The 14,715-nt window shown below is 68.2% G+C and carries 18 protein-coding genes; 11 read left to right on the top strand and 7 right to left on the bottom strand.

Annotated features, from left to right (window positions below):
• Position 1: 1 nt before the first annotated feature.
• The 4 genes from AB839_RS11150 to dkgB are packed head-to-tail and all read right to left on the bottom strand — an operon-like array spanning position 2 to position 3,042.
• Positions 2 to 325 carry a hypothetical protein gene (locus tag AB839_RS11150; protein ID WP_061479416.1) on the bottom strand — a complete coding sequence of 108 codons (324 nt, stop codon included), beginning with the start codon at positions 323 to 325 and terminating at the stop codon, positions 2 to 4.
• Positions 322 to 1,260, bottom strand: a complete 939-nt coding sequence (locus AB839_RS11145) for a cyclase family protein (RefSeq protein ID WP_082783332.1) — start codon at positions 1,258 to 1,260, stop codon at positions 322 to 324. The genes AB839_RS11150 and AB839_RS11145 overlap by 4 nt, the downstream gene beginning before the upstream one ends.
• A 19-nt stretch (positions 1,261 to 1,279) precedes the next feature.
• Positions 1,280 to 2,227, bottom strand: a complete 948-nt coding sequence (locus AB839_RS11140) for a TIGR03571 family LLM class oxidoreductase (protein WP_061479415.1) — start codon at positions 2,225 to 2,227, stop codon at positions 1,280 to 1,282.
• Between the two features lie 11 nt (positions 2,228 to 2,238).
• Entirely contained in the window at positions 2,239 to 3,042 is an 804-nt protein-coding gene (dkgB, locus tag AB839_RS11135) for a 2,5-didehydrogluconate reductase DkgB (RefSeq protein WP_061479414.1), read from the bottom strand.
• A 118-nt stretch (positions 3,043 to 3,160) separates the two neighbouring features.
• On the opposite strand from dkgB, the gene AB839_RS11130 reads away from it, so the two are divergent.
• Positions 3,161 to 4,063 (top strand): LysR family transcriptional regulator, encoded by a 903-nt coding sequence (locus tag AB839_RS11130; protein WP_061479413.1) that lies wholly within the window; start codon positions 3,161 to 3,163, stop codon positions 4,061 to 4,063.
• Positions 4,064 to 4,136: 73 nt separating this feature from the next.
• Here AB839_RS11130 and AB839_RS11125 read toward each other — a convergent pair whose 3' ends face one another.
• The gene (locus AB839_RS11125) at positions 4,137 to 4,613 is read right to left on the bottom strand and encodes a MerC domain-containing protein (protein ID WP_061479412.1); all 477 of its coding nucleotides are present in this window, start codon (positions 4,611 to 4,613) and stop codon (positions 4,137 to 4,139) included.
• Between the two features lie 32 nt (positions 4,614 to 4,645).
• Between AB839_RS11125 and AB839_RS11120 the strand changes: the two genes are divergently transcribed.
• From AB839_RS11120 to AB839_RS11085, 8 genes are all read left to right on the top strand, one after another.
• On the top strand, positions 4,646 to 5,179 hold the full coding sequence (locus tag AB839_RS11120; RefSeq protein WP_061479411.1) for a DUF2796 domain-containing protein: 534 nt from the start codon (positions 4,646 to 4,648) through the stop codon (positions 5,177 to 5,179).
• Positions 5,176 to 5,871, top strand: coding sequence for an ATP-binding cassette domain-containing protein (locus tag AB839_RS11115; protein WP_061479410.1), 696 nt, complete (start codon positions 5,176 to 5,178; stop codon positions 5,869 to 5,871). Before AB839_RS11120 ends, AB839_RS11115 begins: the two co-directional genes overlap by 4 nt.
• Positions 5,864 to 7,117, top strand: coding sequence for an ABC transporter permease (locus AB839_RS11110; RefSeq protein ID WP_061479409.1), 1,254 nt, complete (start codon positions 5,864 to 5,866; stop codon positions 7,115 to 7,117). Before AB839_RS11115 ends, AB839_RS11110 begins: the two co-directional genes overlap by 8 nt.
• 2 nt (positions 7,118 to 7,119) lie before the next feature.
• A complete protein-coding gene (locus tag AB839_RS11105) occupies positions 7,120 to 7,671 on the top strand; it encodes a DUF3299 domain-containing protein (protein ID WP_061479408.1) in 552 nt (183 codons plus the stop codon).
• Positions 7,661 to 8,281, top strand: a complete 621-nt coding sequence (locus AB839_RS11100) for a DUF3299 domain-containing protein (RefSeq protein WP_061479407.1) — start codon at positions 7,661 to 7,663, stop codon at positions 8,279 to 8,281. Before AB839_RS11105 ends, AB839_RS11100 begins: the two co-directional genes overlap by 11 nt.
• A complete protein-coding gene (locus tag AB839_RS11095; RefSeq protein WP_061479406.1) occupies positions 8,281 to 9,021 on the top strand; it encodes a hypothetical protein in 741 nt (246 codons plus the stop codon). The genes AB839_RS11100 and AB839_RS11095 overlap by 1 nt, the downstream gene beginning before the upstream one ends.
• A 148-nt stretch (positions 9,022 to 9,169) precedes the next feature.
• Positions 9,170 to 10,702, top strand: a complete 1,533-nt coding sequence (locus tag AB839_RS11090; protein WP_061479405.1) for an MFS transporter — start codon at positions 9,170 to 9,172, stop codon at positions 10,700 to 10,702.
• A gap of 4 nt (positions 10,703 to 10,706) precedes the next feature.
• The gene (locus AB839_RS11085; RefSeq protein ID WP_061479404.1) at positions 10,707 to 11,264 is read left to right on the top strand and encodes a TetR/AcrR family transcriptional regulator; all 558 of its coding nucleotides are present in this window, start codon (positions 10,707 to 10,709) and stop codon (positions 11,262 to 11,264) included.
• Positions 11,265 to 11,392: 128 nt separating this feature from the next.
• On the opposite strand, the gene AB839_RS11080 is transcribed toward AB839_RS11085, so the two are convergent.
• Positions 11,393 to 12,271: an AraC family transcriptional regulator gene (locus AB839_RS11080; protein ID WP_061479403.1), complete on the bottom strand. Its 879-nt coding sequence runs from the start codon at positions 12,269 to 12,271 to the stop codon at positions 11,393 to 11,395.
• Positions 12,272 to 12,377: 106 nt separating this feature from the next.
• On the opposite strand from AB839_RS11080, the gene AB839_RS11075 reads away from it, so the two are divergent.
• Positions 12,378 to 12,914 (top strand): peroxidase-related enzyme, encoded by a 537-nt coding sequence (locus AB839_RS11075; RefSeq protein ID WP_061479402.1) that lies wholly within the window; start codon positions 12,378 to 12,380, stop codon positions 12,912 to 12,914.
• A 38-nt stretch (positions 12,915 to 12,952) separates the two neighbouring features.
• Here the strand turns inward: AB839_RS11075 and fdhD are convergent, their stop codons facing one another.
• Positions 12,953 to 13,801: a formate dehydrogenase accessory sulfurtransferase FdhD gene (gene fdhD, locus AB839_RS11070; RefSeq protein ID WP_061479401.1), complete on the bottom strand. Its 849-nt coding sequence runs from the start codon at positions 13,799 to 13,801 to the stop codon at positions 12,953 to 12,955.
• Positions 13,802 to 14,284: 483 nt separating this feature from the next.
• On the opposite strand from fdhD, the gene AB839_RS21165 reads away from it, so the two are divergent.
• On the top strand, positions 14,285 to 14,715 hold a 431-nt coding region (locus AB839_RS21165; RefSeq protein ID WP_082783331.1), incomplete at its 3' end, for a DUF411 domain-containing protein.

Raw genomic sequence — 14,715 nt, 5'->3', positions numbered from 1 at the left:
ATCACAGCGCTGCCAACGACCCCTGCATGCGATGGAAACTGCCATCGGTGGCGGTGAACCAGGCCAGCGAACGCCCGCCGACGAAGTCATCGACATGCACCACCGATGCGCCATCGGCTTCCTGCCACGAAATGGCATAGACCCCTTCGCTGATCTGCTGCCACTCGCAGGCGGCTTCGCCCTGCGCACCGGCATAGGCGCCGGAGACGATGGCGTACTGCACGTGGCGGCCATCGGCGCTGTAGATGTTGTCAGCGGCCAGGCCGTCATAGCGGACGCGGAAGCGCCGGCCAGCGAACACGGGCAGGTCGGTTGCAGCGTTCATCGAATCGCCACCGGGTTGATGTTGACCTGGGTCGAGCCCACGTACAGCGGTTGGCCGAGTACGAATAGGAATTCCCAGGCCTTGTCTCGGACCAGGGCACGGCTGTCGATCAGCTCCAGGTTGTAGATGCCGCGCTTGGCCAGCATGTACTGGTTGACCGGAAATTCCTCGGCACCGTTCGGGTTCGGGTAGACCTCCGAGGCCCAGGTGTCGCCACCGAAGGCGACGATGCCCTGGTCGGCCAGCCACTTCGCCGCCTCCATGCCGATACCCGGTTCCACGTCCAGGAATTGCGTGTTGTCCTTGCCGATCAGTTCCAGCCAGCCGGTGTTGAACAGCACCACGTCGCCCTTGCGCAGGCTCAGGCCCTGCTTCTTCAGCACGGCCTGGATGTCGGCCACGGTGAACTCGGTGCCGCCGGGCACGATCGCCTTGCCGTAGTACGCGGTCATGTCCAGCACCACGCCGCGGGTGACCATCGGCGGCACCTTCTCGACGCCGAGCTTGCGCACGCCGTCCACGGTGACGAAGTCGGCGGCCCTGTTGCCGTTGTAGTAGACGTTGTCGATGCCGATATGGCCGATGCCGTTGAGCTGGGTGCCAACGCCGGTCCAGGCGTTCACCAGTTCATCGTTGAAGGTGAACCTGTTGGGGCCCAGCGACCTGCCGGCCTGCTGGCCGACCTGCACGTTGTACAGGCGGAAGCTGCGATGGCGGAACGCGGGCAGGTTCTTGTCCACCGGCACCGCCAGCGGATAGGTCTTGCCGGTCCTGACCAGCGAGACCGCGCGCTTGACCACATCCGCGGTCAGCAGGTTGGCCGCGCCGATCTCATCGTTCGCGCCATAGGCAGAGGGATACCAGTCCTCGGCGGTGGCCTGGAAAGACAGCGGTAGGGTAGCCAGTGCAAGCGCGGCCAGGGTCTTCATCTTCATGGCAAAGCTCCGGTAACGGTCAGGCCGCCGCGGCGGCGCCGGCATGGGCCGGGAAGTGCGGCAGCACGTACTCGGCGATTTCGTGGAAGGTTTCGGCCAGGGGCCGTTCGTTGCGGCGGAACTGCAGGCCGATGTGGTGGACACCGGCCGCCTGCATGGCGCGCAGTTCGGCCAGCAGGGCGTTGCGGCCGCCGCGCAGGCCGAAGCGCCAGCGCTGCAGGGGGGCATTGGCATCGGCCACCAGGTCCAGGTGGATGAAGCTGGCATAGGGCTTGTTGCCGGCCACGGCGCGCCAGGCCGCTACACGTTGCGCATGGTCCTGTGGCCTGCCCGGGTAGGCCAGGCAGCCGTCCATGTGCTGGCCGATCCACGCCGGTTGCTGCTGGGCCAGGCCGGCCACGAAAAGCGGCAGGGCCGGGCCATCCGCGGGCAGCACATCCAGGCCCTGCGGCAGGTGCGCGGCGGCGCCTTCGCGCAACAGTGCGATCTGCTCGCGGAAGCGGCTGCCACGGCTGTCGAAGTCGCGGCCGAACAGCGGGTACTCCACCGGGCGGTCGCCGCTGGCCACGCCCAGCAGCAGGCGGTCGCCGCTGAGCCGCTGCACGCTGCGCGCCGACTTCAGGGTCAGCAACGGCTCTCGGATCGGCAGCACCACCGCACCGGTACCCAGCAGGATGTGCGCGGTGATGCCGGCCAGGTAGCCGAGGTAACTGAACACCTCGAACACCTGCGCCGCATCGCCGAAGGCCGGGTCGTACACCGGCACGTCGCGTACCCACAGCGCACGGAAGCCGAGACGGTCGGCCAGCCGTGCCAGCTCCGCATGGCGCTGCAGGTCCGGTTCGCCGGGCAGGCGTCGCGCGGCGCGTCGCGCCTGTTCGCCCAGCGGCGTCCAGTCATTGTCCAGCGGTGCTTCGATGCCGATGCTGAAACCCCCGGCCTGCAGCCGCGCCAACGCACTGCCCATGGCGAAGCTCCTCAGTCCCAAGCCGGGGCCAGGCCCGGCGGATCGACTTCGCGGCCGTTGCGGTCAAGCGCGGCGATCGCGGCCATGTCGTCGGCATCCAGGCGCAGGTCCTGGGCGAGCAGGTTGCTGGCCAGGTTCTCGCGCTTGGTCGACGACGGGATGACCGCGTAGCCCAGTTGCAGCGCCCACGCCAGCGCGACCTGGGCTACGGTGGCCTGGTGCTTGTCGGCGACGGCGGCCAGTACCGGGTCCTTCAGCACCTTGCCATAGGCCAGGGTCATGTAGGAGGTGACGGTGATGCCCTGGTCCTGCAGGAAAGCAGTCAGTGCCGGATTCTGCAGGTAGGGGCTCAGTTCGATCTGGTTGGTGGCGATCTCGCCAACGCCGACCACCTCGATGGCCTGCCGGGTCAGTTCGATGTTGAAGTTGGACACACCGATCTGGCGGGTCAGGCCCAGCGTCTTGGTTTCGGCCAGCGCGGTCATGTACTCGCGCAGTTCAACGCCATTGCCCGGCGCCGGCCAGTGGATCAGCAGCAGGTCGACGTAGTCGGTGCGCAACTTGGCCAGGCTGTCGCGCAGGCTCGGGATCAGCTTGTCGTCGGCGTAGTTGTCGACCCAGATCTTGGTGGTCAGGAACAGCTGGTCGCGCGGGATGCCGGATTCGGCGATGGCCTGGCCGACCTCGGCTTCGTTGCCGTAGATCTGCGCCGTATCGATCGCACGGTAGCCGACGTCGAGGGCGTTGCGCACCGAGTCGATGACGGTCTGGCCGGTCAGGCGGAAGGTGCCGACGCCAAAGGAAGGAACGCTCATGATGGACTCCAGGGACTTCGTTGAGAGCCGGCGGGCTCGGGACAGGGCGAAGTGTGGGCGCTTTACATTTGTTGATTAAGCCGTGTATACGGGAAATTCTTTTGCAACGAGGTAAATAATGAAAACCACCCTGGATGAGCTGAAGGCCTTCGTGGCGGTGGTCGATGGTGGCTCGATCACGGCGGCGGCCGAGGCGCTGGAGCTGACCATCTCGGCCACCAGCCGCACCTTGGCGCGGTTGGAGGACAAGCTGCAGACCACGCTGCTGCGGCGGACCACGCGCCGGCTGGAACTGACCGAGGAGGGCGCGGCGTTCCTGGAGTACGCGCGCACGATCCTGGCCACGGTGGACGAGGCCGAGGAACAGATGGCGGCGCGGCGGCTGCGGCCGGTCGGGCGCCTGCGCGTGGACGCCGCCACGCCGTTCATGCTGCACGTGATCGTGCCGCTGCTGGAGGGCTTCCGCGAGCGCTACCCGCAGGTAGAGCTGGAGTTGAATTCCAACGAGGGCATCACCGACCTGATCGAAAAGCGCACCGATGTGGCGTTCCGCATCGGCGTGCTGCGCGATTCGACCCTGCATGCGCGGCCGATCGGCCACAGTCGCATCCGCGTGGTGGCCAGCCCCGAATACCTGCGAAGGCACGGCACGCCCACGCGCGTGGAGCAGCTGCGCCAGCACGACCTGCTGGGCTTCACCCAGCCCAGCTCCTTGAACGAATGGCCGCTGCAGGATGCCGATGGCGGGCCTTTCGTGATCGCGCCGGCCATCGCTTCATCCAGTGGCGAGACACTGCGGCAGATGGCGGTGGCCGGGTTGGGCATCGCCTGCCTGTCCGACTTCCTGACCCGCCAGGACCGGCGCGAGGGCCGACTGGTGCAGCTGTTCGGCAAACAGACGCAGGACGTGCGGCAGCCGATCAATGCGGTGTACTACCGCAACACCGCGCTGGCCGCGCGCATCACCTGTTTCGTCGACCACGTGACGCAGACGCTCGGCCAGCGCCCGTTCGATGAATAAAGATCGGTAGAGCCGGCCGCTGGCCGGCTTCCCCATCTGCCGGATCACCGCCGCTGCCGGCCAGCGACCGGCACTACCGGCGGTTGTGCAGCGCGCGCCGGTTTCCGATATGCGCGCATGCCAGCAGCACGCCACCGCTGGCTGTCGCCACGCCGTGCCAGAGCAGCGATTCCTTCAACGGCAGGTACAGCGAGGCCGACAACAGCAGGATGGCGCCGACGCACGCCAACCGCAGGGGGCACCAGTACCGATGCCGATACACCCCGGCCGAGGTACTCGCCAAGGCCAGCGACGAGGCCAGCAGCGCGAACAGCCATTCCCAGCGCGACATCATCAGCAGCAATGTCATTGCGCCATGGCCGGGATGCTGGAACGAGCGCAGCGCCATCATCGCGGCCGGCACGAAGGCCAGCAGCAGGGGCAGGGCGATGCAGTGGGCGGCGCAGGCCAGGGACAGCCAGGCCCCGGCAAGATCGAAGCGGGGGTGCCAGCGTGCCGAACGTGGCGGCTGGGCCAGGGCCCTTGCGGGCGTCGTGGGGATGTGGTCCATAATGTTACATAGTAACAATTGGAGCATCCCCCATGAAGTCTTCTGCTGCTCTTTTCCTGCTGCTGGCGGCCAGCACCGCGCAGGCCCATGACGTCCGCCAGTTGGGTGCGCATGTGCACGGCCAGGCCACCGTCGATGTTGCGCTTGACCAGCAGACGCTGGAGTTCGCCCTGCAGGCCCCCGGCATCGGCATCCTTGATTTCGAGCGGCCGCCGGCCAACGCGGCCGAGCAGGCCGCGCTGGCGCGTGCGACTGCGCTGCTGCAGAGCGGCAGCTGGGTCACCCTGCCTACCGCGGCGGGCTGCCGCCTTTCCGGCAACGATGCCAAGGCCGAGGGCTTCGATGCGTCGGCTGCCGCGCCGCCGCCAGGCCAGCACCGGCACGCGGGGTTCAGCGCAACGCTGCAGTACCACTGCGCCAGGCCGGCCGAGCTGCGGGCCATGGTCGTGCGCCTGCCCGTACTGTTCCCGGGCCTGCACGAAGTGATCGTCAACAGCGCCACCGGACGTGGCCAGAACCGCAGCGTGTTGACTGCGGACAATCTGCGCGTGGTGCTGGCACCGTGAGCCTGCGACCGGTGATCGCGCTGGATGGCGTGCAGTTCGGCTATGGCCGGCGCCTGGTGCTGGATGTGCCGCGGCTGTGGATTGAGCAGGGCAGCAGCGTGCTGCTGCGCGGGATCAGCGGTGGCGGGAAGAGCACGCTGCTGGGCCTGCTGGCGGGCGTGTTGCTGCCCGGCAAGGGCAGCGTGGAGGTCGCCGGCCACGCACTGCAGGCGATGCGTGGCGCCGCACGCGACCGCTTCCGTGCCGACCACCTGGGCGTGATCTTCCAGCAGTTCAACCTGCTGCCGTTTCTCAGTGTGCGCGACAACATCGCACTGGGCCTGCGCTTCTCGCGCGTGCGCAGCGCGCGCATCAGCGGCCCGGTGGATGCCGAGATCACCCGCCTGCTGCAGGCCCTGCAGCTGGACCCGGCGCTGATGCAGCGGCGCGCAGGCACACTCAGCGTTGGCCAGCAGCAGCGCGTGGCGGCGGCACGCGCCCTGATCGGCCGCCCGGCGTTGCTGCTGGCAGATGAGCCAACCTCGGCGCTCGATCGCGACGCGGCCACCGCGTTCCTGCAGCTGATGTCTGCGCAGTGCCAGGCGGCCGGCACCACGGTGCTGGTGGTCAGCCATGACGACAGCCTGGAGCGGTTGTTCGACCGCACGATTGCCCTGTCTCAGATCAACCAGGCAGGTGCCGGCCATGCTTGAGCTTGCCTGGGCCAGCCTGCGCAGCCGTGCGTTGAGCGTGGGCCTGACCGTGCTGGTCATCACCCTCAGCGTGGTGCTGTTGCTGGGCGTCGAGCGCGTGCGCACGCAAGCACACGAAGGCTTCGCCAGCACCGTGTCCGGTACCGACCTGATCGTCGGTGCGCGTTCGGGGCCGGTGAACCTGCTGCTGTACTCAGTGTTCCATATCGGCGACCCGACCAATAACGTGTCCTGGCAGTCCTACCAGGCGCTGTCCGCAATGCCGCAGGTGAAGTGGGCGGTGCCGCTTTCGCTGGGCGATTCCTGGCGTGGCTACCGCGTGGTCGGTACCAGCGATGCCTATTTCGAGCACTACCGCTACGGCGCCGGGCACGTGCTTGCGTTCGCGAGCGGACGGCCGTTCGATGACCTGTATGACGTGGTGATCGGTGCCGAGGTGGCACAGGCACAGAAGGTCGTCCTCGGCGATGAGATCGTGCTGGCGCACGGCACCGGCGCGGTCAGCCTGGCCACGCATGCCGACAAGCCATTCCGTGTCGCCGGCATCCTGCAGCGCACGGGCACGCCGGTCGACTCGTCGCTGCTGGTCTCGCTGCCGGCCATCGAGGCGATCCATGTCGACTGGCGCTCGGGCGTGCAGCTGCGCCGCCAGAGCGTCAGCGCCGAGCAGGCGCGTCATCTGGACCTGACCCCGACCAGCATCACCGCCTTCATGCTCGGCTTGAACTCGCGCATTGCCACGTTCTCGGTGCAGCGCAGGATCAACGAGTACCCGGACGAGGCGATGCTGGCAATCCTGCCCGGCGTGACGCTGCAGCAGCTATGGCAGTCGCTGGGCACCGCCGAGCGTGCGTTGCAGCTGATCAGTGCGATGGTGGTGCTGCTGGGCATGGTTTCGCTGGTGGCGCTGCTGGTTTCGACCCTGCAGGAGCGGCGGCGTGAGATGGCCATCCTGCGTGCCACCGGGGCACGGCCGGGTTACATCGCTGGCCTGCTCGTGGTGGAAGCGGTGGCGACCAGTGCGGTGGCGTGCGTGCTGGCCCTGTCGCTGCTGGTGGTCGCCAGCATTGCCGGGCGCGGCTGGGTACTGGCCACCTTCGGTTTGTCGATCAGCCATGTGTGGCCGGACGGCCGCGAGCTGGGATGGGTGGCGGGGGTGCTGCTGATCAGCACAGTGGCCGGGCTGGTGCCGGCATTGCTGGCTTACCGGCGCACCTTGGCCGATGGCCTTTCACCGGGAGGCTGAGCATGCGATGGATGCGGGTAGTGCCGATGGTGCTGGCGCTGGCCGCCTGTGAGCGGCCGGTGGATACCGGTTTGCAGGCCTTGCCACCTGCGCCGGTTGTCGACCGCGCTGACGCTTCGGTTGCGGCAGAGCAGGAGCTGGACTGGTTGCAGATGATGCCCGAGGACGAACTGGCCGCGCTGGAGCGGGGCGAGGGCCCGGAGGTCGAGCACAACGGCAACCGGCGCATGCCGCAGTTCGGCACCTTCCGCACGGTGGACACGGTCCTGCAGCGACCGGTGCGCCTGCCAGGCTACGTGGTACCGCTGGCCAATGCGCAGGACGGGCGGCTGACCGAATTCCTGTTCGTGCCGTACTACGGCGCCTGCATCCACGTGCCGCCGCCGCCGCCGAACCAGATCGTGCACGTGGTGCTGCCGCGCCCGATCGAGATGCCGGACATGTACTCGCCATTCTTCCTGGCCGGCACCCTGCGTGCCGAACGGCTGGATGACGATCTGGCCGGCTCGGCCTACACCATGCGCGATGCGGAGCTGAGGCCGTATGAACCGTAGCCCCCTTTTGCTCATGCTGGGATGCCTGTGGCTGGCGGGCTGTACGTCGCCGGGCGGCGATGCCGTGGTGGTCACGCCGCAGGACAAACCGGCGCCCTCCGCCACGGCCGAAGCCCCCATTGACCGCTGGGACGCGCTGCGGCCCGACGAAGTGACCTATCAACGCCCACCCCCGCAGATCGGCCTGTCACGCAATGGCATGGACGGGGTGGGCGGGCTGATCGACGACACCGGCTCCGGCACGCCACCGGGACAGCAGATCGATCATTCCAGCCCGGACCGCGCAAGACAGTTCGGTTCTTCGCAGGTGGTCGATGCTGCCGATGGCCGCGCGGTGGACCTGGATGGCTACGTCGTACCGCTCGGCACCAACGATGCCGGCCTGGTGGATGAACTGCTGTTCGTACCGTTCTACGGTGCCTGCATCCACGTGCCGCCACCGCCGCCGAACCAGATCATCCACGTGACCCTGGCGACGCCGATCACGCTGGGCGATCTGTGGGATCCCTACCGGCTTGTCGGCCGCCTGCAGGTTAAGCGCTTCGACGCGGACATCGCCAGCGCCTCCTACGATGCTGCCGCGGCCACGCTGACGGCGATCCACAACTGATGCGCCGGCGCTGGATCATTGCTGCGGGGATGCTGCTGGGCGCACTCGTGCTGCTGGTGTGGTGGCAGCACGCCCCCACCGCGCCGCCGTCGGTCGCATTTCCGGCGCCTTCTTCCGATGCCCGCCAGCGCATCGAACAGCGCCTGGCTGATGACCACGCCTTCCGCAACGACGTGCTGTTCCTGCTCGCGGCAACAGTGCGCGACCGCTGCCAGGCGGCGCAGGCAGGTCTGTTGGCGCGCATGGCCAATCGTGCATCGCTGCCGGTGCTGGCGGCGGTGAGTGCGGTGACCCAGCAGGACCCATCGCTGGACCGGCCGATCTACCAGTACATCCAGCATCGCGCTGATGCGACGCCGTGCGGCCAGCCGCTGCAGATGCCGCTGGCCGGTGGGCGCAGCATGGCCGTGGACATCGAACAGTACGCACGCACGTTCCCGGACAGCTACTTCGACCCGCAGCGCAGCAGCGAACCACGGGATTTTGATGGGGTGTCGTTGCAGCAGCGGGCCGGCAATGCCTGCAACAGCGTGGTGTATTCGGTGTTGCCGCTGGGTGGCACCGATTGGCGGTGCAGCAGCCTGCGCGCCAATGCCCGGGCGCGGGTGCGCGGGCTGTGCGAGGACGAACTGCGGCGCCAGCATGGGAATACAGGTGGGGAGCTGGACATGGCCGTAGGGCAGGGCATGCAGGCGGCCGTGGTATCAGCCATCGCCGCGCTGCCGGAAGACTGCCGGTGATGATCCCTGACACCGGCCACACTCGGCAGGAGCGGCGCGGCAACATGAACATTGGCCGGACCCCAATCTGAACCAGTGAGACTGTTTCCATAACTATACCGGATATCCTGTATAGTTATGGTGGTACTTCACCGCATCAGGTTCTCCCATGGCTCTGTCCCAGCCCTTGGCCGGTGCTCCGGCCCTGTCGCGTGCCCGTCGCTGGGCACTGTTGTTCACCGTCGCCGCCGGCCTGCTGCTGGTCACGCTGGATAACTCGGTGCTCTACACCGCACTGCCCACACTGACTGGGGAACTCTCGGCCAGCGCCGGCCAGGCGCTGTGGATCATCAATGCCTATCCACTGGTGATGGCCGGCCTGCTGCTGGGGGCGGGCACGCTGGGCGACCGCATCGGCCACCGCCGCATGTTCCTGATCGGCCTGGTGGTGTTCGGCGTGGCGTCGCTGGCAGCGGCGTTCGCAGCCAGCGCAGCGCAGCTGATTGCCGCACGCGCGTTGCTGGCCGTCGGCGCGGCCGCGATGATGCCGGCCACGCTGGCGCTGATCGGCCTGAGCTTCCACGAAGAGCGCGAACGCAACATCGCCATCGCCATTTGGGGTTCGGTGGCCATCGTCGGTGCGGCGCTCGGCCCGATCATCGGTGGCTGGCTGCTGCAGCATTTCTGGTGGGGCTCGGTGTTCCTGATCAACGTGCCGGTGGTCGTGGTCGCGTTCGTGGCCACGCTGCTGCTGGCACCGGAAGGCCAGCGCGACACCTCGCGGCCGTGGGACCTGGTTTCGTCGCTGCTGGCTCTGGCGGCACTGTCCGGCCTGGTGCTGGCGATCAAGTCGCTGATCGCGACGCCGCCGTCGTATGCGCTGGGCGCAGGCGCGCTGCTGTTGGCCGTCATCAGCGGCGCAGCGTTCGCACGCCGCCAGCATCAGCTGCCGTACCCGCTGCTGGACTTCGCGATCTTCCGCAACCCGGCGTTCCTGGCCGGCACGCTGTCGGCAGTGTTCACCCTGTTTGCGATGGCCGGCCTGCAGCTGGTCACCACCCAGCGCTTCCAGCTGGTGGCGGGCTTTACGCCGCTGCAGGCGGGCCTGCTGGTGTCAGTGGCGGCGCTGGGCAGCCTGCCCAGTGCGCTGCTGGGCGGCAGCATCCTGCACCGGGTGGGCCTGCGCCCGCTGATCTGCGGCGGCCTGGCCGCAGGAGCGCTGGGCGTCGGCGTGGTGGCGTTCGGCTTCCCGCACGGCCTCGGTTGGGTGATCGCCGGTATGGCCATCACCGGCTTCGGTATGGGCGCGGCCATCTCGGTGGCGTCCACGGCCATCCTCAACAATGTGCCGGCGCACCGGGCGGGCATGGCCTCGTCGGTGGAAGAAGTGTCCTACGAGTTCGGTGGCCTGTTGGCGGTGGCGATGCTGGGCAGCCTGAGCGCAGCGATGTACAGCGCGTTCCTGCCGGTCTCCGCCGATATGCCCGCGCTTGCCCGCGAGGGTTTCACCCAGGCGCTGCATGCCGCGCGCGCGAGCGGGCAGGGTGATTGGTTCGCACTGGCTGCGGCGGCATATGACCGTGGCTACCAGAGCGTGCTGCTGGTGATCACGGCGGTACTGGCGCTGGGCGCGACGATCCTGGCGCACCTGCTGCGTGGCCGGGCCGGCAGCCGTGAGGGCGCCGCCGATCGCGTAAAATGACGCCATGAGAACCAGCAAGCGCGACCGCATCCTCGACGCTGCCGTCAACGTGATCAATCGTGACGGCGTGCGTGCGGTGACCTTCGAGTCGGTGGCGGCCGAGGCCAAGCTGACCCGCGGCGGCCTGCTGTACCACTTTCCCTCGCGCGAGGCGCTGCTGCGCGGGATCGACGAGTACCTGGCGCAGGCCTGGGAGGCGTCCATGGAAACGCTGCTGGGCAAGCGTGCGGACGAAGCCTCGGCGCTGGAGCGTTACCAGACCTTCGTGCGCGTGTCGGCCCAGAGCGCCACCCGTGCCGAACTGATGTTCATGCTCGAATCGGCCGACCCGGAGGCGGGCGAGCGTCCGTGGGGCCCGGCGGTTCAGCGCTGGGCACCGTCCGCGCCGGAGGCCGGGAATGTGGATCCGACGACGCTCGACAATTTCGTGGCACGCCTGGCCGCCGACGGCCTGTGGATCTACGAGGCGATGTACGAAGGGCAGCTGGATGAAGGCGTACGTGCCCAGGTGGCCGAGCGCATCGCCGGGCTGCTGGCAAAGTCTGACGGCACGTCCAGTTGAGCGGCCGGCCGGCGCGCAGACATCGCCCGTGGTAGAGCCGACCGCGGGTCGGCTGCTCTGCGGCCAAGCCATGAAAACCCCGCGCTTTGCGCGATGGTCGGCCAGCGGCCGACCCTACCCTGACGCATTTACCGAGCCTGCGTGGCGCTCGCGGCCAGCCACGCCCTGGGCGATGCCCCCAGCCGCTTGCGGAACGCCTTCGACAGTGACGCGGTATCGGCAAACCCCACCTCGATCGCCACCTGCTTGACCGCCACGCCGGCCCGCAGCTGCGCGCAGGCCAGGCTCAGCCGCCAGTCCAGCAGATAAGCGGCCGGCGTCGCCTGCATCACCTCCTTGAACACGGCCGCGAACGCACTGCGCGACATGCCGGCGGTCGCGGCCATGCGCGGCAGCGTCCATTCGTCCTGCGGCGCCTGGTGCATCGCCACCAGCGTACGAGCCAGCCGCGCATCGGACAGCCCGCGCATCAGCCCATGGCTGACGCCCGCTGCATCCGGATGATCGACCACCCAGCGCAGGATCTGGATCAGCGCTACCTCGAACAGGCGGTTGGTCAGCAGCCGTGAACCGCAGCGCTGGCGATCGGCCTCGGCAAACAGCAGCTGCAGGGTGTCATCCAGTTCGCCGATGGCCGCCAGCGGCACCACCATCACCGGTGGCAGCGACTGCACGATCGGATTGCGCGCACCGCCATCGAAATCCAGCGTGGCGCAGGTGAAATCCGGGCCATCCAGCGGCGCGTTGAAGAACACATGGTGCAGCGGCTGCGGGTACAGCAGCAGGCTGGGTGTGTCGATCTTCAGCCGGGGCAGCGCGATATCGCCGTCGGGATGGCGGACTTCCATTTCACCCTGGCGCAGGATGTGCAGGAACGCACGACCGGGCTGCGGCTCGAAGACATGCTGCCCGCACAGCGGGCCACTGTGGAACAGCGCCGCCTGCACCCGGAAGCGTTCCAGCAGGGAGGAGAGGCGATCTGGCGCAGGGGCGGCGGGCATGCTCATGGACGTATGGACAACATGTGTGGCGAATTACGACTGATGCGTCCGGAGAGTCTCCCTAGGATGAGCGGGTCGTCCAATCCCGGGCGCTTTCCCAAGGAGATCCACCCTGTCCCGTGTCCCTCTGATCGATGCCGCCAACACCACCGCCGACCGCCAGGTCCTGCTGGGCCAGGTCCACGCCGCTTTCGGCGCCACCCCGGCCATGTTCCGCGCCGTGGCCAACTCGCCGGCCGCCCTGAAGAGCATGTGGGGTTCGTTCGGCGCACTCGGTGGCGGTCGCCTGTCGCCGCTGCTGGGCGAGCAGATCGCCGTGGCCATTGCCAACCGCAATGCCTGCGAGTACTGCCTGGCCGCGCACACGGCACTGGGCCGCAAGGCCGGCGCCAGCAGCGAGCGGATGGCTGCCGCACAGATCGGCCAGTCCAGTGACCCTGCGACTGCCGCTGCCCTGGATTTCGCGCTGAAGGTGGTCGAGCAGCGTGCGCAGATTGCCGACAGCGATGTGCAGGCGCTGCGCGCGGCCGGCTTCGACGATGAGCAGATCGTGGAGATCATCGCGCATGTGGCGCTCAACCTGTTCACCAACTACGTCAACGTCGCGTTCGACGTGCCGGTGGACTTCCCGAAGGTCGCGCTGCGCTGAGGTCTACCGGGCCGGGGGCGCTGTGCTCCCGGCCATCTTCAGCGGGCGTGGCCGTCGTCCGCCTGCAGCCGCTCCGGATGGGTATACACATTGAACCCGCTCTCCCGCGCGAACCCGACCAGGCACAGGCCGGCGCTGCGGGCCAGGTCGATCGCCAATGCGGTCGGTGCCGAGACTGCAGCCAGCACGCTGGCACCGGCGCGCACCGCCTTGCTGACCATTTCGTAGCTGGCCCGGCTGGAAATCACCAGCAGGCCGCCTTCAATGGTGTGTTCGTTGTGGTGCAGCGCGCCGATCAGCTTGTCCAGCGCGTTGTGGCGGCCGACGTCCTCGCGGACCCAGCCGATGCGCCCACTGGCATCGGCCCAGGCGGCGGCGTGGATGGAGCCGCTCACCGCATTCATCGGCTGGTGCTGCGCCAGCGTGGCCACCGCGCGCTGCAGAGCGGCGGCGGCATAGCTGCGTCGTTCGCGGACCTGCGGTAGTGGGCGCAGCACTTCCTCCAGCTGGCGCGTGCCGCACAGGCCACAGCCACCACGGCCGGGCAGCAGGCGTCCATTGGCCGGGTCCAGGTCGGCACCGGATGCCTCCTCGGCCACGGTCATCTGTAATTCGATGCCTTCCAGCTGCGGGCGGATCTCGATCGACAGCAGCTGCGAGGGCGTGTCGATCAGGCCCTCGCTGAGCGAGAACCCGAGCGCGAAGTCTTCCAGGTCGCACGGGGTGGCCATCATCACTGCAAAGGGGGCATCGTTGTAACGCAGCGCCACCGGCACTTCTTCGGCCACCATGTCGACCTGCTGCTGTTGCCTGCCGCCGCGCCAGCGCTGCAAGGGGCGCTGGGCGGTGCCGGCAGGCGGGATGTGCGGCGGGATCGAATAAGGCATGCAGCGCGTCCGGGCAAGGGGGAAACGCGGGCGGGCCACCGCCTGCGGTTTCGAGGATAGCGCAGTGGTCGCGTACAGACGCGGCTGTAACCGTTGCCCTGGCAGGTTGTGCTGAAAACAGCCAGTGCCCTCTGGCGAAGCGGCGTGGGCCGTGCTTGACTGTGGGGCTTGCTGCGCAGCCGAAACGACCGCCCGCCGGCGTCGTGCCGTTCGTTGCAGCGTTCCTCCCGCCGACCTGCCTTGGCATGCTGGCCACGTTGAATGGAACGCCAGCCTCGCCGTGGCGCGAGGCGCCGGCAGCCGCCAGTTCCCCGCAACGGGCATCGCCGCCGATGCCTGACCCGTTGCGTCCCCCCATTGCGTGATTTCCTGCAGGCGCTCAAGCGCCTGCCATGACTGTTCGACTTTTTCTCGACTCTGCCTGCGACTTCGATGCGCGGGCGGCGGGCTGCGTTGCCCGACTCTGCAAAGGAATCACTCCCTATGCACCGTACTCTCTCCCTCGGCCTGCTGCTCGGCACCGTGTTTGCCACGACCGCCTGTGCACGTGTCGCCGAAGAATCCGCCGCCGCACCGATCGCCAGCGCAGCATCGGTGGCACTCATCCAGGCCAGCCCGGCCAAGGTCGATCCGGCCTTGCCGGTGGCCATCGTGCACAAGACCGCCAGCTGTGGTTGCTGCGGCATCTGGGTCGACCACCTGAAGGCCGCGGGCTTCCAGGTCAATGTGCGCGACACCGATGACATGAATCCGATCAAGGTTCGCCTGGGCGTGCCGGTCGGCAAGGCCTCCTGCCATACCGCCGAGATCGGCGGGTATGTGGTCGAGGGCCACATCCCGGCCGAGGACCTCAAGCGCCTGCTGGCCGAACGCCCGGTCGCGCGCGGGCTTGTGCTGCCCGGCATGCCGGCCGG

It is taken from the genome of Stenotrophomonas sp. DDT-1, from assembly GCF_001580555.1.
In the GTDB taxonomy this organism is placed as follows: domain Bacteria; phylum Pseudomonadota; class Gammaproteobacteria; order Xanthomonadales; family Xanthomonadaceae; genus Stenotrophomonas; species Stenotrophomonas sepilia.
This window is presented reverse-complemented; position numbering and strand designations above follow the sequence as displayed.

What these genes read in the sequence shown, in the direction of transcription:
- AB839_RS11150 (WP_061479416.1), bottom strand. Translation starts at nt 325, where the DNA reads ATGAACGCTGCAACCGACCTGCCCGTGTTCGCTGGCCGGCGCTTCCGC.
- AB839_RS11140 (WP_061479415.1), bottom strand. Translation starts at nt 2,227, where the DNA reads ATGGGCAGTGCGTTGGCGCGGCTGCAGGCCGGGGGTTTCAGCATCGGC.
- AB839_RS11090 (WP_061479405.1), top strand. Translation starts at nt 9,170, where the DNA reads ATGGCTCTGTCCCAGCCCTTGGCCGGTGCTCCGGCCCTGTCGCGTGCC.
- dkgB (WP_061479414.1), bottom strand. Translation starts at nt 3,042, where the DNA reads ATGAGCGTTCCTTCCTTTGGCGTCGGCACCTTCCGCCTGACCGGCCAG.
- AB839_RS11110 (WP_061479409.1), top strand. Translation starts at nt 5,864, where the DNA reads ATGCTTGAGCTTGCCTGGGCCAGCCTGCGCAGCCGTGCGTTGAGCGTG.
- AB839_RS11105 (WP_061479408.1), top strand. Translation starts at nt 7,120, where the DNA reads ATGCGATGGATGCGGGTAGTGCCGATGGTGCTGGCGCTGGCCGCCTGT.
- fdhD (WP_061479401.1), bottom strand. Translation starts at nt 13,801, where the DNA reads ATGCCTTATTCGATCCCGCCGCACATCCCGCCTGCCGGCACCGCCCAG.
- AB839_RS11085 (WP_061479404.1), top strand. Translation starts at nt 10,707, where the DNA reads ATGAGAACCAGCAAGCGCGACCGCATCCTCGACGCTGCCGTCAACGTG.
- AB839_RS11125 (WP_061479412.1), bottom strand. Translation starts at nt 4,613, where the DNA reads ATGGACCACATCCCCACGACGCCCGCAAGGGCCCTGGCCCAGCCGCCA.
- AB839_RS11100 (WP_061479407.1), top strand. Translation starts at nt 7,661, where the DNA reads ATGAACCGTAGCCCCCTTTTGCTCATGCTGGGATGCCTGTGGCTGGCG.
- AB839_RS11080 (WP_061479403.1), bottom strand. Translation starts at nt 12,271, where the DNA reads ATGAGCATGCCCGCCGCCCCTGCGCCAGATCGCCTCTCCTCCCTGCTG.
- AB839_RS11145 (WP_082783332.1), bottom strand. Translation starts at nt 1,260, where the DNA reads ATGAAGATGAAGACCCTGGCCGCGCTTGCACTGGCTACCCTACCGCTG.
- AB839_RS11130 (WP_061479413.1), top strand. Translation starts at nt 3,161, where the DNA reads ATGAAAACCACCCTGGATGAGCTGAAGGCCTTCGTGGCGGTGGTCGAT.
- AB839_RS11095 (WP_061479406.1), top strand. Translation starts at nt 8,281, where the DNA reads ATGCGCCGGCGCTGGATCATTGCTGCGGGGATGCTGCTGGGCGCACTC.
- AB839_RS11120 (WP_061479411.1), top strand. Translation starts at nt 4,646, where the DNA reads ATGAAGTCTTCTGCTGCTCTTTTCCTGCTGCTGGCGGCCAGCACCGCG.